Below are 20,322 nucleotides of genomic sequence, written 5' to 3'. Positions count from 1 at the left end.
TTAGAGCTTGTAGCGCAAGTAACGTACATAACCCGTGCCGGGGATTTTCTTGCGCTGATTATCACTCGTTAATTCTATCTCTGCATCCGCTTGTACGTTGTCTGCATTTTCCACTGAGGTTTCTACACGCAGTTTGTAACCCGCATCGACCAGCGCTTCATCAATTTTAACCTGCATTACAGAGCGAGCCCCCCCTGCTGTAGATGCTCCAGTTATCCCATCGACATTTTCACGGGTGCGGCTGTGGTAACCAAACCAGCGCTTAGAATCAGGCCACCAAATTTTTTCCGGCCCTGAAACCCACAAAGTGCGATCAAACTTGCCTTTTGGATTAACCAGATAGAGATGGAAATAAGCTTCCGGACCTTTGTATTCGTTTAGCTGAACTAACACCACAGCTTCTTTAGCTTGGCTAGGCGCAGCAAGCGCTAGTAAAGATGCCAAAATAAGCAAGCGTGCGCGCAAATGCGCTAGGAATGATAACGACATTTCAGGTCTCCAGTGGAAGTAGAATTAATGCACGCCCCAACACATTGAATGGGAATGGTGCGATACAAATAAATAGCTCAAGAAAACAATTAGTTATCATGAAAATATCTAATAATCATTTCCAACTATTTAATGATAATAATAATGCGAACCATTATCGACAACTAGAAATCAATGTCAATAAGATTTGAATTATTAATAACTTACTCGTGAATTCAACTTCCAATAGCGATCACTGACAGCAAAGGTAAGCAACAGAAAATATCTCTATAACGACATGATGGCGCCCTTCGAAGAATTTTTCTCGCTAGCCAGGCCCAGCCAATATTTAAAGCCAAGCAGCACCTTAAAACAGCTGAATGCATTCGCCAGCCAAATGGGCGATAATGCTACTGATTAACTTAGCAAGAGGTACTCAATTCAAACAACTCCATGAGCAACATAAAATGAGGGCTTAACACCCTCGACCTTCAGGCTCATTTCTGGATTGTATAATGCTGAGGTATACACTGTTAAAAATATAATTACTGCACATAAATTACCAGTTGATACTTTTCCAAAGAGCACAGTTACAAAAGGACTACCGAATATGCTGCCAAAACTTCTACCCATTGCAATACTCACTGCGTTGCTCAGCCCCAACATTGCACATGCAGCCCCTGTAACTATTACCGATAAAGAACAAACAGATTTAGCAGTCACCTTGTATACGCATAACCTCGGCTTAATTCAGGACAGCCGAACTATTCCGGCTCTAACCACAAAAGATACTGTTGTCATCAGCGATGTTAGTAAGCAAATGCAAACAGAAACCTTGCAAATCAGGGGCGCCGGAAGCATTAAGGAACAAACGCTCAATAAGGCTTCACTCAACTACTATACGTTGCTAGAACACCATATCGGAAAAAACGTAATACTGGCTCACAATCAGCCAAATGGACAAGAACTACAACAAACCGTGCAACTCTTAAATGTTGAAGGTAACACCGCGTTAGTCGACAATAGCGGCCGTATTGAATCTATTCCTCTATCATCAGACTGGCGAATTATTTTTCCATCAAGACCTCCCGAGTTATTGTTAAAGCCCAGCTTAACGTTTCGCAGCAAAGGAACAAACAAAGCCGGAACGGCTCAGTTGAGCTACCTTACCCAAGGGCTTAGTTGGCAGATGGACTACGTAATGACTCTATCAGAAGATAATAATTCGCTGGTTGTCGACGGCCTTGCTTCTTTAGTGAACGATACTGGCACCTTACTAAAAAATGCTCGAGTACGTTTACTGGCAGGGGATGTATATCAGGATAGAAACCCTAGGCACCGAGCTAAAACTGTCATGATGGCGCAAGCAATGGCAGAAGATACCGGCGCACCGCCTCCTCAAGCGTTAAGTGATTATCAGCTATATACATTAAAAGCCCCAGTCACACTCCAGCACCAGCAACGCACTCAAGTTCCGTTACTGCATGCAGATAAGGTCAATGTTGACTCACTTCAACGTTACCAGTTTTACATTAGCCCTCGTGTCGGCAACCAAACTTTAAAAGTTAAGCCCGAATCTTTCATTCGCTTTACAAATAATAAAAAGCAGGGGCTTGGCACTCCATTACCTGCTGGGCAAGTACGCTTTTTCTCACCTGATAAGACTCAGGAGTTACATTATGTAGGAAGCGCTCACTTAAACCAGACAGCGATAGGTGAAGAAGTTGAATTAGCCATGGGGAAAGCATTTGATGTGACTATTACACAACATCAAACTGATTTTCAAACAGCATTTGATGGTACCGTTGTTGCTTATGAACTACGCATCAAAAACAGCGCACTAAAAAGCCGAGATGTAGAGCTTAGCAGCTTATTTTCTCAACCGTGGAAGCTCATCAGTAGCACACTACAACCTATTGAAAAGAATGCCGGTATGGCTAAGTGGAAAGTAACAGTACCAGGTAATAGCGAATCACTGCTAACAATACGTGCACGTCTTAAAAAGAAATAATAAATAGACGGAGTAACTCAAAGCGCTGGCTGCAAAGACTGCCAGTGCTTTACCTCGTCTACGTTAGATTCCTCACCTAACTGACCTTCTTTATAAACCTTAATCATTCGACTGATAGCCAATGAGTGCCCTTGTGATGCAGCTAAGCGGTAGTAATGCAGAGACTTTTCATCTGATACAGAAAAATAACTTTCGTATCCCATTTCATAAACCTTACCCATCTGGTATTGCGATTTCATATCACCCTTATCAGCAGCTCGTTGTATATAAATAGCACCTTGAATGCGATTCTGAACATCTTCTCCACGAAAATGCAGCAAATGCCCATATACAGATAGCGCCTTACAGCTATCATTATCAGCCGTAAAACGAAAAACTCGCATAACCCATTGATGCTTACGTGGCGACTTTTGAAACAAAGAAGAGCGAAACACAAAAAAGGCTAGCGAAAAAATGCTAGGCGCTAGAAGCTTGATGAGAGCACGCATGGTCAGGACACCTAAAAATTAGAGGATGTTAATATAGCATTTTCATAATCATGTGTCGGGTATTAACCCAAAGATTTACCACTTTTTAGTAATGCATCAAAAGCCTGACCATCTACTGGTTTCGAATATAGAAAACCCTGAAATTCATCACACTGTTTTTCGAGTAAAAACTCAGCTTGGGCCTGTGTTTCAATGCCTTCAGCAACGACATGTAAGCTGAGCGAACGAGCCATTGCAATAATCGCGGAGGTAAGGGATCGATCACTACTATTACCTGGAAGCTCACTGACAAATGTTCTATCCACTTTCAGTGTATCCAATGGAAAACTGCGCAGATAACCTAAAGACGAATACCCCGTGCCAAAATCATCAACCGCCAGTTGAACACCAATCTCTTTTAATAAAGCCAGAGTCGCTTGTGTTTGAGCTACGTCTTCCATGATCGCAGTTTCTGTCAGTTCAAACTCCAAATATTCAGGTGTAATACCCGTACGACTTATGACAGCACCAATCTCTTGAGCTAAACGTATATCTCGAAATTGCACAGCACTTAAGTTCACAGAAAGAACAAAATCACTGAACCCACAGTTGTGCCAAGTTTTTAATTGATGGCAAGCAGCCTCCATCACCCAAGCACCGACTTCATGAATTAAGCCCATCTCTTCTAGAACGGGAATAAACTCAACAGGGGACAGGCTACCTAAAATTGGATGCTCCCAACGCAATAATGCTTCAGCCCCTACAATGCACTTCGTTTTTGCATTAATCCGCGGCTGATAGTGCAATTTAAACTGCTCATTTGGCAGCGCTTTACGCAGCTCGACTTCTAGCGTCATGCGACGCTCAGTGAGCTCGAGCATACTGTCATCATAACAACGTACAATATTGCGTCCTTGACGTTTAGCATTACGCATAGCGTTTTCAGCATTACGAAGCAATGTACCTAAATCCAAGTTTGTATCAACAACTCGTGCGTATCCAATACACGAGGTCAAAGACACCTCATGGCCATTGACTCGAAACGGAGCAGAAATACAATCCATCAACCGAGTCGTCACATCGACATTACAATCCAAACTAGAAGAACAACAGATTGCTAAGCCAAACTTATCGCCCCCCCAGCGGCAAACTTCACTTCTCAAGTCTCCAACTTCCTGGCGAAGTTGATCAACAAAAGCAGTAATTCGCCGACTAACCTCAAGCAACACTTCATCACCTGTCCGGTGACCATAAATATCATTAATACGCACAAAACGATCAATATCGATTAATACTAAAGCAATACAACCATCTCTTCTTATACACTCACCTATCAGGCTATACATAACTCGAGTAAACGATTCCCGGTTTTGAAATCCTGTAAGCCTGTCAAAGCGAGATAAAAACTGAATTCGAGCTTCAGCCTCTTTACGCTCTGTAATATCTTGCAACGTGCCCTCTATCGCGACAAGAGCACCTTGAGTATCATACTCAAGCTCTGACTGTACTCTAAATACTTTATATTCTTCAGTGTCACTACGATGATCCAGTGTTACTTCAAAATCAGCGGGAATAGATGTGGGATCATTAGAGCATTGTAAAATTTGTGTCACACGCGGACGGTCCGCCTCAGCGACTCTATCAACCAGCTGCTGTACAGTTATGCTATTAACATTGAAATTGAAACGCTCAGCCAGCTTGTCAGAGAATATCATTTTCTCCCGAACCAGATCCCAACGCCAGTAATCAAGTCCAGCGATAGATTGTGCCTTAGCTAGCCTCGATTCACTTTCTACAAGATCACTCATTGCGTTAACAGCACGTAACATAAACCGCAAACGCTGCTTTAATAACGTCCAATTAACCGGCTTTGCTATAAAGTCAGTGGCACCAGCCTCGTAAGCTTCCTCAATAGAGTTATCGCCCTCAAGACCCGTCATCATTAATACGGGGACTGCTTTTCCTGAGTGTAAGCTCCTCAGTTGCCGACAAGCTGAAAATCCGTCCAATACTGGCATATCAACATCTAGCAAAATTAAATCTGGATTTATATCCTGAAGGATCTCAAGAAAAACGGCACCATTTTCTGCTAATGCAACAGCATAACCTTCCTTGCGGAGGTGTGCAGCAGCCACCATTCTTGCGACGGGGTCATCATCAACTATAAGTATCGTCTGGCTTTCAACGTGGTCAATCACAGATTATCACTCCCTAACATCTTATGAAATCCATTAATTTCTGCTGTGCCGATAGATTTGCCTCTACTAGTAATTGATATAACGTACCCATATTATCTGTATTTGATAACCTGCACCCATGCTCAATTTCCCGACTTAATGCATGCACCTTATCTAACCCTATCGTCCCACTCGATGATTTTAATACGTGAGCCAAACGGCGCGTTTCATCAAAATCTTTTCGATCAATAGCCGCAGACAACTCTTGCATGATTTGACTACTGGTTTCAGTATAGATGCAAATGAGATTATTCAAGAGTGGCTGACCATTTTCATCCAATAAATCACGCAAATTATTCAATTGCACTATGTTTAAATCACTTTCAGCAGCACTCTCCATCACGCTCTGTTCCACCTTGTCATCGGCTAACGATCTATCAGAATGTTTTTTTAGCCAACGACCTAGCATTTGATGCAAACTTTGGCGGCTGAAAGGTTTGCTCAAGTAATCATCCATTCCTCGGCTTAAATAAAGTTCTTTATCTCCATCCATTGCATTCGCGGTAACGGCAACAATAGGTGTACTAGGCAATTGTTGGTGCCTTTCATCTTTCCTTATTGATGTTGTTGCTGTTATGCCATCCAGTACAGGCATTTCAATATCCATCAAGATCAAATCATAGGCGTGCGTACGCCACATTTCTATGGCATCAAGACCATTATCAGCTGCATCTACTGTACAGCCCATCAACCTTAACAACCCCATCGCCACCTGTTGGTTAACGGCATTATCTTCTACTAGAAGAATATGACCTCGGTAATTAGACAACGTAGCAGGCTTATCACTCATCACTGATGCAGGAGTTACTTTTACCTTTTTTTGTGACGCTAAAATATCGCAGAGCTGATCCAATAATAAAGAAGGTCTGATATGTCCTTCTTTTTCACGAATAACACAAACATACTCAGGCAAACGCATGGTCGATATAGCACCTGAAGCAACAACCATAAACTTAGTCGCAAATTGACTATAACGGTAGTTCAACGAGTGTATAAATTTTGATAATTCTCTTTCTTGTCCCCAATGCTCAAACAGAACGAGACTAAAGTTTTTATGTAAAGAAGCTGCTTCTTGTATTTGAGCTTCAGCGTCATCCGGTGAATTGACAACCGTAAGCACAACACCCCAATCAACTAATAATTGGGACACATAGCTACTGGTGCTCTCGTGCTGCCTAATGAGCAAAATTCGTGAGCCATTCAGTAACGTTTTCCCAACATCAGAACCATGTGCACCCCGTGTATGTAAAGGCAGCTCAAACCAAAAAATTGAACCTTTTCCTTCTATACTTTGTACACCGATCTCCCCTTCCATTAATCCGACAAGTTGCTGACAAATGGCAAGGCCCAACCCCGTACCACCATATTTACGTGTTATGGAAGAGTCTTCCTGTGAGAACGACTCAAATATTTTCCCTATGGCCGTTTCTGAAATGCCAGGACCACTATCTTGAATCTCTATTCGTAAGAATGGAGCGTTTTCTAAAAGCAACGCTGAGACTTTTACATTCACACGACCTACCTGTGTAAATTTCAGAGCATTTCCTATTAAGTTCATAAGAATTTGCCTGAGTCGTACAGGGTCACCCGTCATCAGCCCATTAAAATCAGGGTCAAATTGATGTGATATTGCTAACTTTTTACCATTCACTGTTTCATTTAGTAGAAGCATTACTTCTTCAATTTGTTCATATAAGTCAAACGATACTGATTCTAATATCAACTGGCCCGCTTCAATTTTTGAATAATCAAGAATGTCATTAATAATACTCAGTAAAGAACCACCTGAGCGGTGGATTATTTCAGCATTACGCCTCTGCTCACTCGTTAACTCCGAATTCAAAAGTAGCTCAGCCATACCTAAAACACCGTTCATAGGCGTTCTTATCTCATGGCTCATTGTGGCTAAAAAACGAGACTTCGCCTTATTGGCTTCTTCTGCTATATCTTTTGCGTGCTTTAACGCTTCATCTCGCTCCTGAATTTGCCCAATCATGGTGTTAAAGCCCTTCACCATCACACCAAATTCATCTGATGAATGATTTTCTACCCTTCGTGAATAGTCATTCACTTCTGAAACAACTCGCATGGTATGAATCAGTTTATCGATAGGATTTATAATGACTTTTTTTAAACGAGATGAGATAAAAAAACCGATGAATAACACACCCATAACCACAAGCAAGCCAAAGAGTATCCATTGATTAACCATCTCTTTATAACTTGCAAGGCTAACACGAACCCCCAAACTTCCTATTAGCCGATCTTTCTCTTTAATCTGCTGCTCAAGCACTAAATAGTCATCGTAAAACTCATACCCCCAATCATCAGCGTTACTATCGTTAGAGGCATCACGCAAACGCTGAAGCACATTAACGCTACGCTCAACAGGTACCAAGAGTCCGTATTCAGCAAAGACATCACCTTCAATACTTCGTAATACAGCATATTCAATATCTTTATTCGCACTTAACGTACTCAATAACTCTGTAGCTGTTAACTCATCATCGAACACCAATGCCGCTGTTGTATTAATGCTGACAGCTTTGGTTAACGTGTGTACCGAACCCACTAACTGCTCTCTGCTGTTAAACCAAAAATTCGCGATAAAAAACACATAAGATATGATCAACACAATTAGCGATGTCACCATCACAATAGCGGTCAATTTGTGGCGAACAGGCAAGTCCCGCAGAAATTGCTTCAAAATAAATACCTATATAAACAAGATATTAAAACTACATTTAAGACATAACAGTTTAGAACAGGTCTTCAAGAATGGCATTGTCGCAGCTAAAATTTTCATTCCTAACACCCTAAGTATGATTAACAATAAACATATAGCAAAGGAATCTGTGAAATCCTTACCATCAGCAGTACACTTCAGTAAGTTCTCTCATTTAGAATAAGGTGAAAAAATGCAGGTTTTTGAAGATAACTCACTCTCTATTGGCAACACCCCATTAATTAAGCTATCTAGACTTGCTCCTAATGCAACTATCTATGCAAAGATTGAATCACGTAACCCTGCCGGTTCTATCAAGTGTCGTATTGGCGCGAGCATGGTATGGACAGCTGAAAAATCTGGCCAGCTAAAATCAGGAATGACGCTTGTGGAGCCCACCAGCGGTAATACAGGAATAGCGCTAGCTTTTGTTGCAGCCTCACGTGGTTACAAACTTATACTAACTATGCCAGCGTCAATGAGTATCGAAAGACGTAAACTGATGAAAGCACTGGGAGCAGAGATCATTCTCACCCCTGCTGAAAAAGGCATGAAAGGAGCGATTGATAAAGCCCAGGAAATAGTTGATACCGACCCTGATAACATCTTAATGCTGCAGCAATTCCAAAACCCTGCAAACCCAAAGATCCATGAAGAAACAACAGGACCTGAGATCTGGCGGGATACCGATGGAACTGTGGATGTACTCGTTGCTGGAGTAGGCACTGGCGGTACTATCAGCGGAGTTTCTCGTTATATTAAAAATACACAAGGCAAAGCCATCACTAGCGTTGCTGTCGAGCCCGTTGATTCACCTGTTATTACTCAGACAATCAACAACGACACAGTCCAACCAGCCCCGCATAAAATACAAGGAATCGGCGCTGGCTTCATACCTGGCAACCTTGATCTTGATCTCGTAGACCTTGTTGAAACAGTCACAAATGATGAAGCAATCGCTACAGCACAAAGGTTAATGAAAGAAGAAGGGATTCTTGCAGGTATTTCTTGCGGGGCAGCAACCGCTGCGGCATTACGTCTTGCATCGTTACCGGAATATCAAGGTAAAACTATTGTTGTTATTTTGCCGGACTCTGGTGAACGCTATCTTTCAACTGTGTTATACGACGGTATGTTCACTGAGAATGAACAAGTTCAATAAGTGTATTTCCACACAGGTCACTCTCATTGAGTGACCTTTTACTTTTACCTTACAATTCTAACAACTCTAAGAAGCTTTGAACTTACTTTAAAACCCGCTTCTTTCAACCGAGTAAGGTTAACTGCCACACGTACTTTACGTCCACGTGTCTCAAAGCCTACCATTCCTAGGCCTTTCGAGTTAAGACTTTTAGCATCACCTATAAGCAAAGTTCCAGACTGAAAAGCCTCACGTAATAAAACCGAGGACACCTCTCTATTACCTTGTATATAAAGAAGGTGACAGCCAGTTATAAGGTTATTATCGGAGAGCAAGGTAACTATTATGGGCAAGCCATTCATCAGTTCACCCACAACAACACTCTTGAGTTTCTGTATGATCTCTTGATCAGCAATCATACATAACTGATATTCCGTCATTGGTACCTTAGGCTCAGGCCACTGAATGAACGACAAGAAATTATAAATATAGACTGATTTTATTTTATCGATAACATTATCATCTGCTAACGCTAGGGAAGCTGAAGAGATCAACCAAACGCTGATAAAAACGGATCTAAAAAGAGACATATGCCTGAATAAGAATACTGGCATCTTCAAAACCTAACCGTCAATTTAGCAGAAATACTACGGTTTATTTCAGTATTTTCTGGGAAACCAGCGACATTTAACGGAGATGAATTAAATTCTTGGTGCGTTTTATTCAACAGATTTTGACCAATAATGCTCAGCTCTGCCTCAGGTGATATTTGCCACCCCACGCGAAGATCAGTTCTTACATATTCATCTACACCATAATCACCAAAAACCAGAAAGTCAGACCCGGTAGGAAACAGGGCGGACACATAATACACCCCCAAATCTACTTCCACATTTGAGGTTAAATCCCAGCTTGAACGCAGTGAAAACTGGTGTACAGGCGCTTTACTTGTACTTAGCAGAGGCTCTGTTAACGAAGGTAAATGTTCAAGTGATTGTTGCAACCAACTATAAGAAGCCTGAATATCCCAGCCTGGACGAACTAGCCACCTAGCTGATAACTCAGCACCATAGGAATCAGCATCGGCGTCATTACCAATGCTTAACACACCGGCATCACTGGTACTTATAAAGGGATTAAATGGGCGTTCAATTTTTATCGTTGTCAGATCACTATACCAATAACGGAAAGCCGTTATATCAAACGATAAAGTGCTGCTTGGTGTGTACCGCAACCCAAGCTCCCATGAAGTCAGCTTCTCTGAATCATGATCAGGGTTACCAGTAAACTCATAGGCGTTTTTTGCACTGACATTTGAGGTCTCTGCCCTTGATGGAACACGAGAAGAGTATGATACCGAGCTCCAAAACTGTGTTTCAGGATTAACAGACCAAATCCCTCTTATAGTTGGCTGTATTTGACTTCCCGATACTGAAGAGTACTCGTAACCTGCCCCCGTTAACAACTTAACATCAGGTAATAAATTTAATTCACTCTGTATAAAAGCATTAAGTATGTTATTACGTTGAGACGCTGGCCCAAAGGAAAGCACCGACGTCGGAGACAAATTTGCTTTCAAATCATCAGCTGCACTCCTAAGCCCCACTCCCCAAGCAAATTTACCTCTTTGGTTTTGCCAACCACGCTCATAATCCAGATCTAAAGCAATCGCTTGCTGGTCAAGCTGGTAATCCTCGCGCTGCGTATAATCCAGATACGCTTGTATCGTTTGCCAACGGTCATCATTCACCTGCTTCCAGCGTGAAAGTATATGGCCCCCTTTATATTTCTGCTTATCCCTAATGTCCATCATACAAAATGTACATAAACCAAATTCAGGAAACGCCAATGCTGCAAAAACTTGCTCTTGAGAAGCACCGTTTGCAATCAGGCTATTAATTGCAGGTGCTACTACTGTATTAAAATCAGGAGCAGAAGCTACCTTCTCTGATGCAAAAAGCCGTTGATCTGATTCACCACTGAATAACCCCATATCAACTAAAAGCGACTCACCTTCACCAAAATCAGTATCTGTTCGAAAAGATAAACGAGCATGCTTTCCATCATCATTAGCGATAGCACCTTGGCTGTTAAAACCAGAATAGGGTGTTGGTGAGTTTTCATTATTGATGAGTGCTTTCAAGCTCAATCGATAACTGCTTCTTTCATTTACCTCTCCACCATAACGAAAGCCAACTTCCTTATGCTGGTTACCCACTAAGCTGACAACTTCTCCGCCTTGTGTTGCATATGAGGAGCGCGTGATAATGTTAATAACACCATTCATCGCATTAGCTCCCCATACAGCGGAGCCAGGCCCTCGAATGACTTCTATACGCTCAACATCCTCCATACGGACATCTTGCATATCCCAATACACACCACCAAAAGTATTGTTATATAGACTTCGGCCATCCAATAATACTAAGAATTTATTAGCGAATGTTTCATTAAAACCACGAGAGTTAACCGCCCAAGCACTGCCACTAACAGAGCCAACATTTAACCCCGGCACCATTCGCAAAGCTTCAGGTACGCTTCGAACTCCCGAGCGTCTAATACCTTCAGCGGTAAGTACAAACACGGCAGCAGGTGTTTCATTAATTCGAGAAGGAATTTTTGAAGCAATACCCACTTCGAGCGAAGAGAGTTCATCAATAGGTAAAGCTTTCAAGTCATCAATTGTTAAGTCGCCTGAAGCCTCGGCACTGCTATTAAAAAGCAACGCTCCTGCCAAGATAAACGTCCTGTAATTACAAATTCCTAGCATAAGTTTTCCGACTAGAATAGAGTGAGCAAAGCATAAAAAAAGTTTTTACGTTATTTTAAAATGATTGCTATCTGAGTATAGACCCTCTTTTACAAACATGTGAAAGTCCTGAAAAACAACAGCTATGCGTAGAAAAGTAGTTTACCGGCAATCATGTTGAATCTCATCTGAAATAACATGGCACCTTAAAAAACCTGAAATGCTACCTCGCTTAAAATCAAGACAAACACCTCAGCTTACAACAATACGTTTCTATCTTTTAACTTAAAATAAGCAGCCCGCAGCTCTTTCATAGAGTGACGAATACTATCAGTACTATAAGGCGCGTAACCAAAAACAATTCCTTCTTTAGCAGGCTCTTTAAAACTGAATAATGAAGTGGATATTAATTCTATTTCAACGTTTGCGGCAGCTGCGAGCACATCTTTTTGTACAACACCCACCTGAAGCCAACCTATCAAATGCAGGCCACCATCTAGAGGGGGAACATCAAGAATCCCTACTAAATACTCTTTCGCTGCGTCAAGTAGAGCTTTTTGTCGCTCAGCATAAAGCACCCTCATCCGCCTTATGTGTCGAGAAAAATGCCCTTGATTAATAAAGTCGGTAAGCACAATCTGCTCCAAAGCGGGAGAGTGGCGGTCTAACAACCAACGAATGCTACTAAGAGGCTCTATCAATTGATGCGAAACAACCATATAACCTAGCCTGAGTGCTGGAAATAATAATTTACTGAAACTGCCGATGTAAATGACTCGTCCTTCGCTAGCCATCGTATGTAGAGTGGGTAATGGTCGACCTCTATAGCGATACTCGCCATTATAATCATCCTCCAGAATGATTGCGCCTGTTTCTTTAGCCCACTGCAGCAAAGCCTGTCGTCTTGATTGTGATAAAGTTACACACAAAGGGAAGTGATTAGCAGGCGTTACATAAATCAATTTTGCTTTGCTCACGGTTTTTCTTAACTCATCGACATCCAAACCATCTTCATCAACAGGAACGGTAACAACCTTAGCTCCGGCCAACTCAAAAACCATCGCTGCATGGGTATACCCGGGGTCTTCAAAGCAAACGATATCACCGGGGTTTATCAATAGTTTTGCGAGTAGTTCGATAGCCTGTTGCGCCCCAGCCGTTACGATCACTTGTTCGCCAGTCGTACTCAGCCCCCTCGCAGCACCAAGATAGCTAGCAATCGCCGCCCTTAAAGGCTCATAGCCACATGGATGAACTTTCTCCATCCAGCTAGCGGTTTTCTGGCGTAACCGTTTGGTGACCAGTTGGGCCCATTGGGCTTTAGGAAATTCAAAATAGTTTGGTATGTTAGCTCTGAAGGGACGAGTGGCACCACTACCTCCTTGTGATATTGAAACATTATGGCTTACTAACCTTTGGTAGCGTGTAGAAAAGTCGAAAGGCTCTATCGACACCGTCAGCTCGTTACTTTTCTTTTTTAAAATACTATCTCGCTGAGGAAAATTATCTGTTACATGAGTGCCAGAGCCGTGCCTAGTAACAATAAAACCTTCTACCGTAAGCTGCTCATAAGCATTAATAACAGTGTTACGGGCAATACCTAGCTGCTTAGCCAAGTGACGAGTTGAAGGAAGCCTTTCTCCAGCACTTAAACGCTCCTGCCAAATAGCCTCACGTATTTGATTTTCAAGCTGACGAAAAAGAGCAGTAGAGTCACTCAGATCCACCGATAACGCTTCAAACTGAAAACGTAACTGTTTGATTGCCACAATAGTGGTTCCTATAAAAACAAGAAAGCGGCTCCTTTAAGCTGAACCACTATAGTCTATGATGCACATCAATAACAAACGCGGAATAGGCAACGCATGAAAACTCTCTTAGTAATTCAATGCACTCCGAGAAATGAAAACTCCAATACTATGCCGTTAGCTGAACACTTTATTACAAGCCTACAAAGCAGTGGCCCTAGCTGGAACATTGATAAATTAAACCTGTGGGACGAATCATTTCCTGAAATGAATGGTGAAATTTTAACGGCAAAATATGCTTTTTTTGAGGGGCAACCGTTAAATGATGAACAGGCACATGGCTGGTCACAAGTAAGACAGCATCTAGAACGATTCAGTCGTGCTGATGCTGTTGTAGTAGTAATGCCAATCTGGAACCTTAATGTTCCCTACGTACTGAAACATTATATTGATGTGATCACCCAACCAGGCCTGTGTTTTAGCTGGAGCCAAGAAACTGGCTACCAATCGCTATTGCAGAATAAAACAGCACTGGTACTAAGCTCTAGCGGACAAGGTTTTCATCCAGGTTCGGGCAATGAAAATGATGATTTCGGGCTTAATTATATTGAGCGCTGGCTGGTAACTTTCATGAACTGTCATGTACAAAAAATTGCTTCCGCACCAACCGAAGCGGATGAAAGCAGAGTTCTAACTGCAAAAAGACAAGCCTATGACCAAGCCAGCTTGCTCGCCAAAAATTTCAAATAAAATGTGGAGTTATACGATGAAAAACTATATACAAAAACGTCATAACCTTATCTGGCAGTCAATTCTTGTCTGCCTACTCTTAACGTTAAATATTCATGCTCATGCGGCCAATGCCAAAATCGGTATTATTGTTTATGACGGGGTATTAACGAGCGATGTAACAGCCCCTATAGAAGTTTTTGGTGCTGCTAGCAAAAAATCCTGGTTCTCTGAATATGAAGTTGTCGTTGTATCTGCAACAAAGAACAAGACAATTAAGACGGAAGAAGGGCTCGTCATAACTGCAGATAAAACGATTTATGACCCACTGACTTTGGATGTCGTAATCGTAGCAAGTTCATATGATATGGACTCGGTGATTAACAACAAAAAACTAATTACATTTGTTGAAACCCAACACCGTCAGGCAAGCTGGATGGCAAGTAACTGCTCTGGTGCACTTATTTTGGCCGAAGCAGGCGTTCTCGATGGTAAGAAAGCAACAACATGGGCTGGTGGCGAAAAAGATTTCGCTAGTGCTTACCCAAAAGTAAAAGTTCAATTCGACCAAAACGTTGTTATTGACGACGGAGTATTAACATCAAATGGCGGTCCAGTCAGTTATCAAGCCGCATTTTCTTTACTAGAGAAACTTAGTTCTGAAAATTTCTCTAAAGAAATCTCAGAACTAATACAGTTTAACCGGCTGGAAACAGCATTTTAGAATGCTTAAGCGCTTTATTGGCTGATGACTCACAGAGTTGTCAGCTATAATTTTCTATGAGAGTTTAATGGTGAACATATGCGCAACGTGAAGAGAATAAAGCTGCTCAAACGGTGGCTATCCATTTTACGACATAGATAACCACCCACTTATGCACTGTAAAACACTTACGATAACTTGTTGAACCAGTCTAAAGGCGGAGCAAAAAAAGATTGTCCAGTAACGGCTGTAGTGAATTGCATCAAATGGTCTGTATGACCATGTGCATCACCTTCAACCATACTTTTAAGCATCAAGGTGAAGTTTTCAGGTGTCCGGCAATAGCTAGCAAACAGCAACCCTGCTTCCGATAAGCTTCCGTAAGGCATACTATGACGCAGTATTTCGAGGGAGTTGCCTTCTCTATCTTTTAAAGAAGCTCGTTTTGTATGTGCATTTAATGACTTTTCTGCAGACGGATACTCAATATTATCTTTTTTCGTCCGCCCATAAGTATCTTCCTGCTCCTTGAGCGACAGTCTTTCCCAATGATTCAAGTCATGTACGTAACGCTGTAGATGTATATAGGAGCCTTGCGAAAAAATTGCATCTTCTTCCCCCACCAAAGCCACCGCTTTTTTATGATCGCCTTGTGGGTTTTCAGTGCCATCAACAAAGCCTGTAAGATCACGAGCATCTAGGTAACGAAAACAAGAAACTTCTTCTACTATTTCCACAGCATCAGGCAACTCGCCCAACAGCTCACGCGCAAGTTCATAGGTAATATCACGCCGATTAGAGCGTAAGTGCAATAATAGATCAGTAGGTGTAGACGGCATATTTACAGCGCCATGTAGCTGCGGAAAAGAGGTTAGTAGTGCGGGTTTAGAGGTATCTCCTTCAGAGAAGTTTAGTCTGTCCCAATACTCGCTACCAATCGCAATAACTGCATGTAAAGATTGCCCGGAAAATTTCTCTTGATACGTAGCGACGGTCTTCTGGCTTTGCTTAAGCGCTTGGCTAACTTGATACTCATAACCCGGCTTAACGTTAAGAGTAATGAATAATGCATCACTCGTCGCATCGGCAACAGTGCCCGACTGGTAGTTGGCTGGCATATTTCATCTCCCTAAAAGTATACCTTGATCATAACGAGGAACGAGGTATCTACACCAATGACTAAAATCAAATGAGTTGATAGTCTTTTTTTATAAGCACATTACAAACGACTAACAGGCCTCTGACTGTCACGAATCCATTCGCTCCACGACCCGGCATACAATACTGTGTTAGTCATACCTGCATGCATCATCGCTAATATATTATGGCAAGCCGTCACACCCGAACCACACATATGCACTACTGATTTATCAACGTCAACTAATGCAGACCACTCTTTGGCTAATTGATCAGCAGGTTTGAAAATGCCGGCAGCTGTCAGATTATCGACAAAAGGTCGATTCAATGCTCCAGGAACGTGCCCAGCAACAGGATCAATCGGCTCAACCTCCCCATTAAATCGAGGGGCGACTCTTGCATCAACCAACTGAACATCCGCCAAAGATCGGAACAGTTTCTCACTGCTAATAACTGACATTGCTAGGTTTTTCCAGCCATCATGCAAGTCAGTATTCACACCAACCTCTTGATAAACTTCTTTTACAGGCAAGAATACATTTGTTGAGATCTCTCCTACCTGCTGCTTCCACACAGGAAAACCACCATCTAAGACAGCAACAGCTTCGTGACCTAAGCAACGTAATAGCCACCAAAGACGCGAAGCCATTGCTCCTGAACAATCATCATAAATCACGACCTGCGATCTAGCAGTGATACCTGCCTTGCCGAGTTTTTCTTTAAATTTCTGTAAATCAGGTAAAGGGTGCCGGCCTGAAGTGCTAGCAATAGGCGAAGATAAATCTTCTTCAAGATCCATGAACTGAGCATGGGGAATGTGACCTTCTCGATACAGCTGATAACCTTTTGACGGGTCGGCTAGATCAAAACGACAATCAACCACTACCCAACCTTGGGATGAACTATTCTGCTGTAATTCTTCAACACTTATTAACGTTTGGTACATGCCCACACCCCCAACTCATAACCTACCGACCTAGCTTCAAAGCCAGCACTCAATATCACAAGTATTGAGCTAACTCTTCAGCTAAAACGTCTAATTCATTTTGTGCTTTTTGCTTTTGCTTTTTCTTTAACTGCTCAACTTCAGCTGACTTTTCAGCCAAAACCTGTTTAGCCATTTCAGCTTTATCATCAGCCGCCGTTACTCGTTCAAACAGAGGCTTAAGTTGCATCATAATAGCCCTACGACGCCCTTGTTCAACACGCGCAAGCTCCTCCACACTTTTCTCTTTTTTAGCAGGAACATCAGCTTGCGGTTTTGCTGGCACGTAAGTTAAAGGGCGAATACCTGCGGCTATACGCACATTATCCATGAAAGGTGCTGATTTTTCGCGCGCCTTAACTCCTCCTTTTTGCAGTACATCCTCAACTGTTCCAAGGTCACTCATCAACTCATTATAACGAGCTCGCGGCTCACTCAATTGATTATCAAGACATTCGAACAGTGCAGATTTCGCCTCACTCCAGGCAATACCTTCAAAGTATCTCTGCCGCATGTCTGTTGCCTGCTCTGGAGAAGCGAAGCTACTGTAAAGCTGAAATAAAGTACTACCTTCAGGGTCTTTGGGTTCACCAGGGCCACGCGTATCTGTAACTATTTGGCTGACTAGCTTACGCAACTCGTCTGTTGAGCAGAAAAGAGGAATAGTATTATCGTAGCTTTTTGACATCTTCCGGCCATCAAGCCCAGGAATTAACTGCGATGATTCATCCACTTGTGCATTGGGTAAGGTAAATAAAGGCTCATATGTATGATTGAAACGTCCAGCGATATCTCGTGCCATTTCAATATGTTGAATCTGATCTTTCCCTACCGGAATAATATCTGCGTTAAACATAAGGATATCTGCAGCCATCAATATAGGGTAGCCAAATAACCCCATCGTCACGCCGTCGTCTACATCGTCTTTTCCTGCCTCACGGTTAGCATCTACCGATGCTTTGTATGCATGAGAGCGATTCATCAAACCTTTTGAAGTCATACAGGTTAGCAACCAGGTTAACTCTGTAATCTCGGGAATATCTGTTTGACGATAGAATGTCGCTTTATCTGTATCTAACCCTAATGCTAACCACGTCGCTGCAATCTCTTGAGATGAGCGAGCAACGCGCGCTGGATCATGACATTTGATCAGTGCGTGATAATCAGCCAGAAAGAAAAAGCTATTATAACGAGCATCTTCACTCGCCTGTATGGCTGGCTTAATAGCACCAAGATAGTTACCAATATGCGGTGTACCGGTTGTAGTGATTCCGGTGAGTACAGTCTTTTTCGACATTGCAAATAAACCCTAAGACAAAACAGAGAAAAATCAGATTAATAATACACAAATTCAAACGGTTATTCGCCCTTAGCTAACTTATCTCTCCCATCAAATGAACTTTATCCAATAACTTCCCCGGACCATCAATGAATGGTAAAAAGAGAATCTATTTATAGGCAACACTTAAGAAATTAATGTCATACTCTTCTTATTGGCTAACCACTTAAAGTAACAACGGAATACTATGCTGACAGTTATCTCACCTGCAAAAACGCTAGATTACGAAACACCGCCGCATATCGAGCAATCTACGCAGCCTCGTTTTTTATCGAACTCTGCTGAGCTGATCAATGTTTTAGACACTTTATCTGTGCAAGGCGTCGCTGAATTGATGAAACTCAGTGACAAACTCGCTAGCTTAAATGTGGCACGTTATAACTCTTGGCCAACCGATCTTACGAGCGACAACTCCAAACAAGCTATCTTTGCTTTTAAAGGCGATGTCTACACAGGATTGGATGCCTCCACATTATCTGAAGCCCAGCTAAATTATGCCCAACAACACTTGCGTATATTATCTGGTCTATACGGTGTATTACGACCACTAGACCTTATGTATCCGTACCGTTTAGAAATGGGTACCAAATTAGCAACACCCCGCGGCACTAATCTCTACCAGTTCTGGGATCTTCAGTTAACTGAGTCACTGAATGAAGAACTAAGCCAAGATGATCATCCGACAATTATCAATCTTGCATCCAACGAGTACTTTAAAGCAATCAAGCCCAAAGCGCTCAATGCAAGAGTAGTAATGCCTATCTTTAAAGATTGGAAATCAGGGCAATACAAAATCATCAGCTTTTACGCGAAGAAAGCCCGTGGCCTTATGGCACGCTATATTCTTGAAAACCAAATTAACGAACCAGACGCCTTAAAAAACTTTGACTATGAAGGCTACCGCTTTGCAGAGTCGATGTCCGAAGGCGACTCATGGGTATTTATCCGTGATCATGAAGAGTAGATTTTAATAGCTAAAACAATGGCGTCCTAGGACGCCATTTTTATCTGTTTAATTCAAGCAACGATTGATTAAGGTTGCTCAATCCCAACAATGTGCCATGAAGCATTTTCTTCAGCCATATTTCGTGTCAGGTGCCAGATCTCATTAAATTCGCTTGTTTGTTGATCGCCAGATTCTTTAAGCCATCCATAAAAATTAATACTAGCAACCACATGATCCTGATTATCAATAAAGTTAATTAATTCAGACATGACAGAAACAACTTCGGTATGTTGCTGAGCAGGATATTTTGAACGTTCTTGTTTAAGCTGTTCCAGCAACTCTTCTGATGTATACGTTGCTAAATCATCCCAATCTTGCTTATCCCAAGAAGACTGCAAATGAGTAAAGTGCTCGCGTGCACCATCAAGAAAAGTCACTTTATTAAACCATTTTGGTAATACCAAGTCTGGTTGAGATAACTGCGTATTCGCAGCAGACATAGGTGTAAAGTGATGCGTCTCTGAAGGCTCCATTGAACGATGCTGTGCACCGGCATAACTTGGTGTCACTTGGCTCTTTCGCATCATTGAAAATAGTTTAAAAGCGATAAATGCAAAAGCTGCAATCATCAAGATATCCATCATTTGAATACCATCAAACGCGCCACCCATGAACAAAGAAGCAAGAAGACCACCCGCCAAAAGCCCTCCTAGCATACCGCCCATTCCACCAAAGCCTGATTTTTTAGCACTGCTACCCGACGTATTTTGCGCAGGTGCTTTTTGCTGAGTAGGTGATGGACTAACTTTCTTAGGTGATGAAAATGACTTTCCGAGGCTAAACCCTCCACCTAATCGTTTTGCTTGTACCTCTGACGCAACAATACTCAGTGTAAAAAACATCATAAAAACTGCTAAAAGAACATTTCGCATCAACT

The 20,322-nt window shown here is 42.1% G+C and carries 16 protein-coding genes; 5 read left to right on the top strand and 11 right to left on the bottom strand.

The window, feature by feature from the left end; all coding sequences use genetic code 11:
• Nucleotides 1-489 carry a DUF2271 domain-containing protein gene (locus G511_RS0109070; RefSeq protein WP_051221786.1) on the bottom strand — a complete coding sequence of 163 codons (489 nt, stop codon included), beginning with the start codon at nucleotides 487-489 and terminating at the stop codon, nucleotides 1-3.
• 589 nt (nucleotides 490-1,078) lie between these two features.
• On the opposite strand from G511_RS0109070, the gene G511_RS0109065 reads away from it, so the two are divergent.
• The gene (locus G511_RS0109065; RefSeq protein ID WP_028469352.1) at nucleotides 1,079-2,479 is read left to right on the top strand and encodes a DUF4139 domain-containing protein; all 1,401 of its coding nucleotides are present in this window, start codon (nucleotides 1,079-1,081) and stop codon (nucleotides 2,477-2,479) included.
• A gap of 17 nt (nucleotides 2,480-2,496) precedes the next feature.
• On the opposite strand, the gene G511_RS0109060 is transcribed toward G511_RS0109065, so the two are convergent.
• The 3 genes from G511_RS0109060 to G511_RS0109050 form a co-directional block, all read right to left on the bottom strand.
• Nucleotides 2,497-2,967: a tetratricopeptide repeat protein gene (locus G511_RS0109060; protein ID WP_028469351.1), complete on the bottom strand. Its 471-nt coding sequence runs from the start codon at nucleotides 2,965-2,967 to the stop codon at nucleotides 2,497-2,499.
• 62 nt (nucleotides 2,968-3,029) lie between these two features.
• Nucleotides 3,030-5,144 carry a putative bifunctional diguanylate cyclase/phosphodiesterase gene (locus G511_RS22335; RefSeq protein WP_051221784.1) on the bottom strand — a complete coding sequence of 705 codons (2,115 nt, stop codon included), beginning with the start codon at nucleotides 5,142-5,144 and terminating at the stop codon, nucleotides 3,030-3,032.
• A gap of 13 nt (nucleotides 5,145-5,157) precedes the next feature.
• Nucleotides 5,158-7,890 carry an ATP-binding protein gene (locus tag G511_RS0109050; protein ID WP_028469350.1) on the bottom strand — a complete coding sequence of 911 codons (2,733 nt, stop codon included), beginning with the start codon at nucleotides 7,888-7,890 and terminating at the stop codon, nucleotides 5,158-5,160.
• A gap of 211 nt (nucleotides 7,891-8,101) precedes the next feature.
• Between G511_RS0109050 and cysK the strand changes: the two genes are divergently transcribed.
• Nucleotides 8,102-9,070, top strand: a complete 969-nt coding sequence (cysK, locus tag G511_RS0109045; protein WP_028469349.1) for a cysteine synthase A — start codon at nucleotides 8,102-8,104, stop codon at nucleotides 9,068-9,070.
• A 44-nt stretch (nucleotides 9,071-9,114) separates the two neighbouring features.
• Here cysK and G511_RS0109040 read toward each other — a convergent pair whose 3' ends face one another.
• From G511_RS0109040 to pdxR, 3 genes are all read right to left on the bottom strand, one after another.
• Nucleotides 9,115-9,663, bottom strand: coding sequence for a YfiR family protein (locus G511_RS0109040; RefSeq protein WP_028469348.1), 549 nt, complete (start codon nucleotides 9,661-9,663; stop codon nucleotides 9,115-9,117).
• 2 nt (nucleotides 9,664-9,665) lie between these two features.
• Nucleotides 9,666-11,786 carry a TonB-dependent receptor plug domain-containing protein gene (locus G511_RS24515; RefSeq protein ID WP_211224885.1) on the bottom strand — a complete coding sequence of 707 codons (2,121 nt, stop codon included), beginning with the start codon at nucleotides 11,784-11,786 and terminating at the stop codon, nucleotides 9,666-9,668.
• A 269-nt stretch (nucleotides 11,787-12,055) separates the two neighbouring features.
• Nucleotides 12,056-13,567, bottom strand: a complete 1,512-nt coding sequence (gene pdxR, locus G511_RS22330; protein ID WP_051221781.1) for a MocR-like pyridoxine biosynthesis transcription factor PdxR — start codon at nucleotides 13,565-13,567, stop codon at nucleotides 12,056-12,058.
• 96 nt (nucleotides 13,568-13,663) lie between these two features.
• Between pdxR and G511_RS0109025 the strand changes: the two genes are divergently transcribed.
• A complete protein-coding gene (locus G511_RS0109025) occupies nucleotides 13,664-14,296 on the top strand; it encodes an FMN-dependent NADH-azoreductase (protein ID WP_084629053.1) in 633 nt (210 codons plus the stop codon).
• 16 nt (nucleotides 14,297-14,312) lie between these two features.
• Nucleotides 14,313-14,999 carry a DJ-1/PfpI family protein gene (locus G511_RS0109020; protein ID WP_051221779.1) on the top strand — a complete coding sequence of 229 codons (687 nt, stop codon included), beginning with the start codon at nucleotides 14,313-14,315 and terminating at the stop codon, nucleotides 14,997-14,999.
• A 167-nt stretch (nucleotides 15,000-15,166) separates the two neighbouring features.
• Here G511_RS0109020 and G511_RS0109015 read toward each other — a convergent pair whose 3' ends face one another.
• From G511_RS0109015 to trpS, 3 genes are all read right to left on the bottom strand, one after another.
• Complete coding sequence (locus G511_RS0109015) at nucleotides 15,167-16,096, bottom strand: Dyp-type peroxidase (protein ID WP_028469344.1); 930 nt, start codon at nucleotides 16,094-16,096, stop codon at nucleotides 15,167-15,169.
• 101 nt (nucleotides 16,097-16,197) lie between these two features.
• Complete coding sequence (locus G511_RS0109010; RefSeq protein ID WP_036551748.1) at nucleotides 16,198-17,061, bottom strand: sulfurtransferase; 864 nt, start codon at nucleotides 17,059-17,061, stop codon at nucleotides 16,198-16,200.
• A 55-nt stretch (nucleotides 17,062-17,116) separates the two neighbouring features.
• Nucleotides 17,117-18,397 carry a tryptophan--tRNA ligase gene (trpS, locus tag G511_RS0109005; RefSeq protein WP_028469342.1) on the bottom strand — a complete coding sequence of 427 codons (1,281 nt, stop codon included), beginning with the start codon at nucleotides 18,395-18,397 and terminating at the stop codon, nucleotides 17,117-17,119.
• Between the two features lie 229 nt (nucleotides 18,398-18,626).
• On the opposite strand from trpS, the gene yaaA reads away from it, so the two are divergent.
• Nucleotides 18,627-19,403, top strand: coding sequence for a peroxide stress protein YaaA (yaaA, locus tag G511_RS0109000; RefSeq protein WP_028469341.1), 777 nt, complete (start codon nucleotides 18,627-18,629; stop codon nucleotides 19,401-19,403).
• A gap of 68 nt (nucleotides 19,404-19,471) precedes the next feature.
• On the opposite strand, the gene G511_RS0108995 is transcribed toward yaaA, so the two are convergent.
• Entirely contained in the window at nucleotides 19,472-20,290 is an 819-nt protein-coding gene (locus tag G511_RS0108995) for a Tim44 domain-containing protein (RefSeq protein ID WP_245573890.1), read from the bottom strand.
• Nucleotides 20,291-20,322: the final 32 nt, after the last annotated feature.

Source organism: Neptunomonas japonica DSM 18939, assembly GCF_000422765.1.
Lineage (GTDB): Bacteria > Pseudomonadota > Gammaproteobacteria > Pseudomonadales > Balneatricaceae > Neptunomonas > Neptunomonas japonica.
The sequence above is the reverse complement of the archived record's forward strand: the minus strand, read 5'-3'. Positions and strand labels throughout refer to the sequence as shown.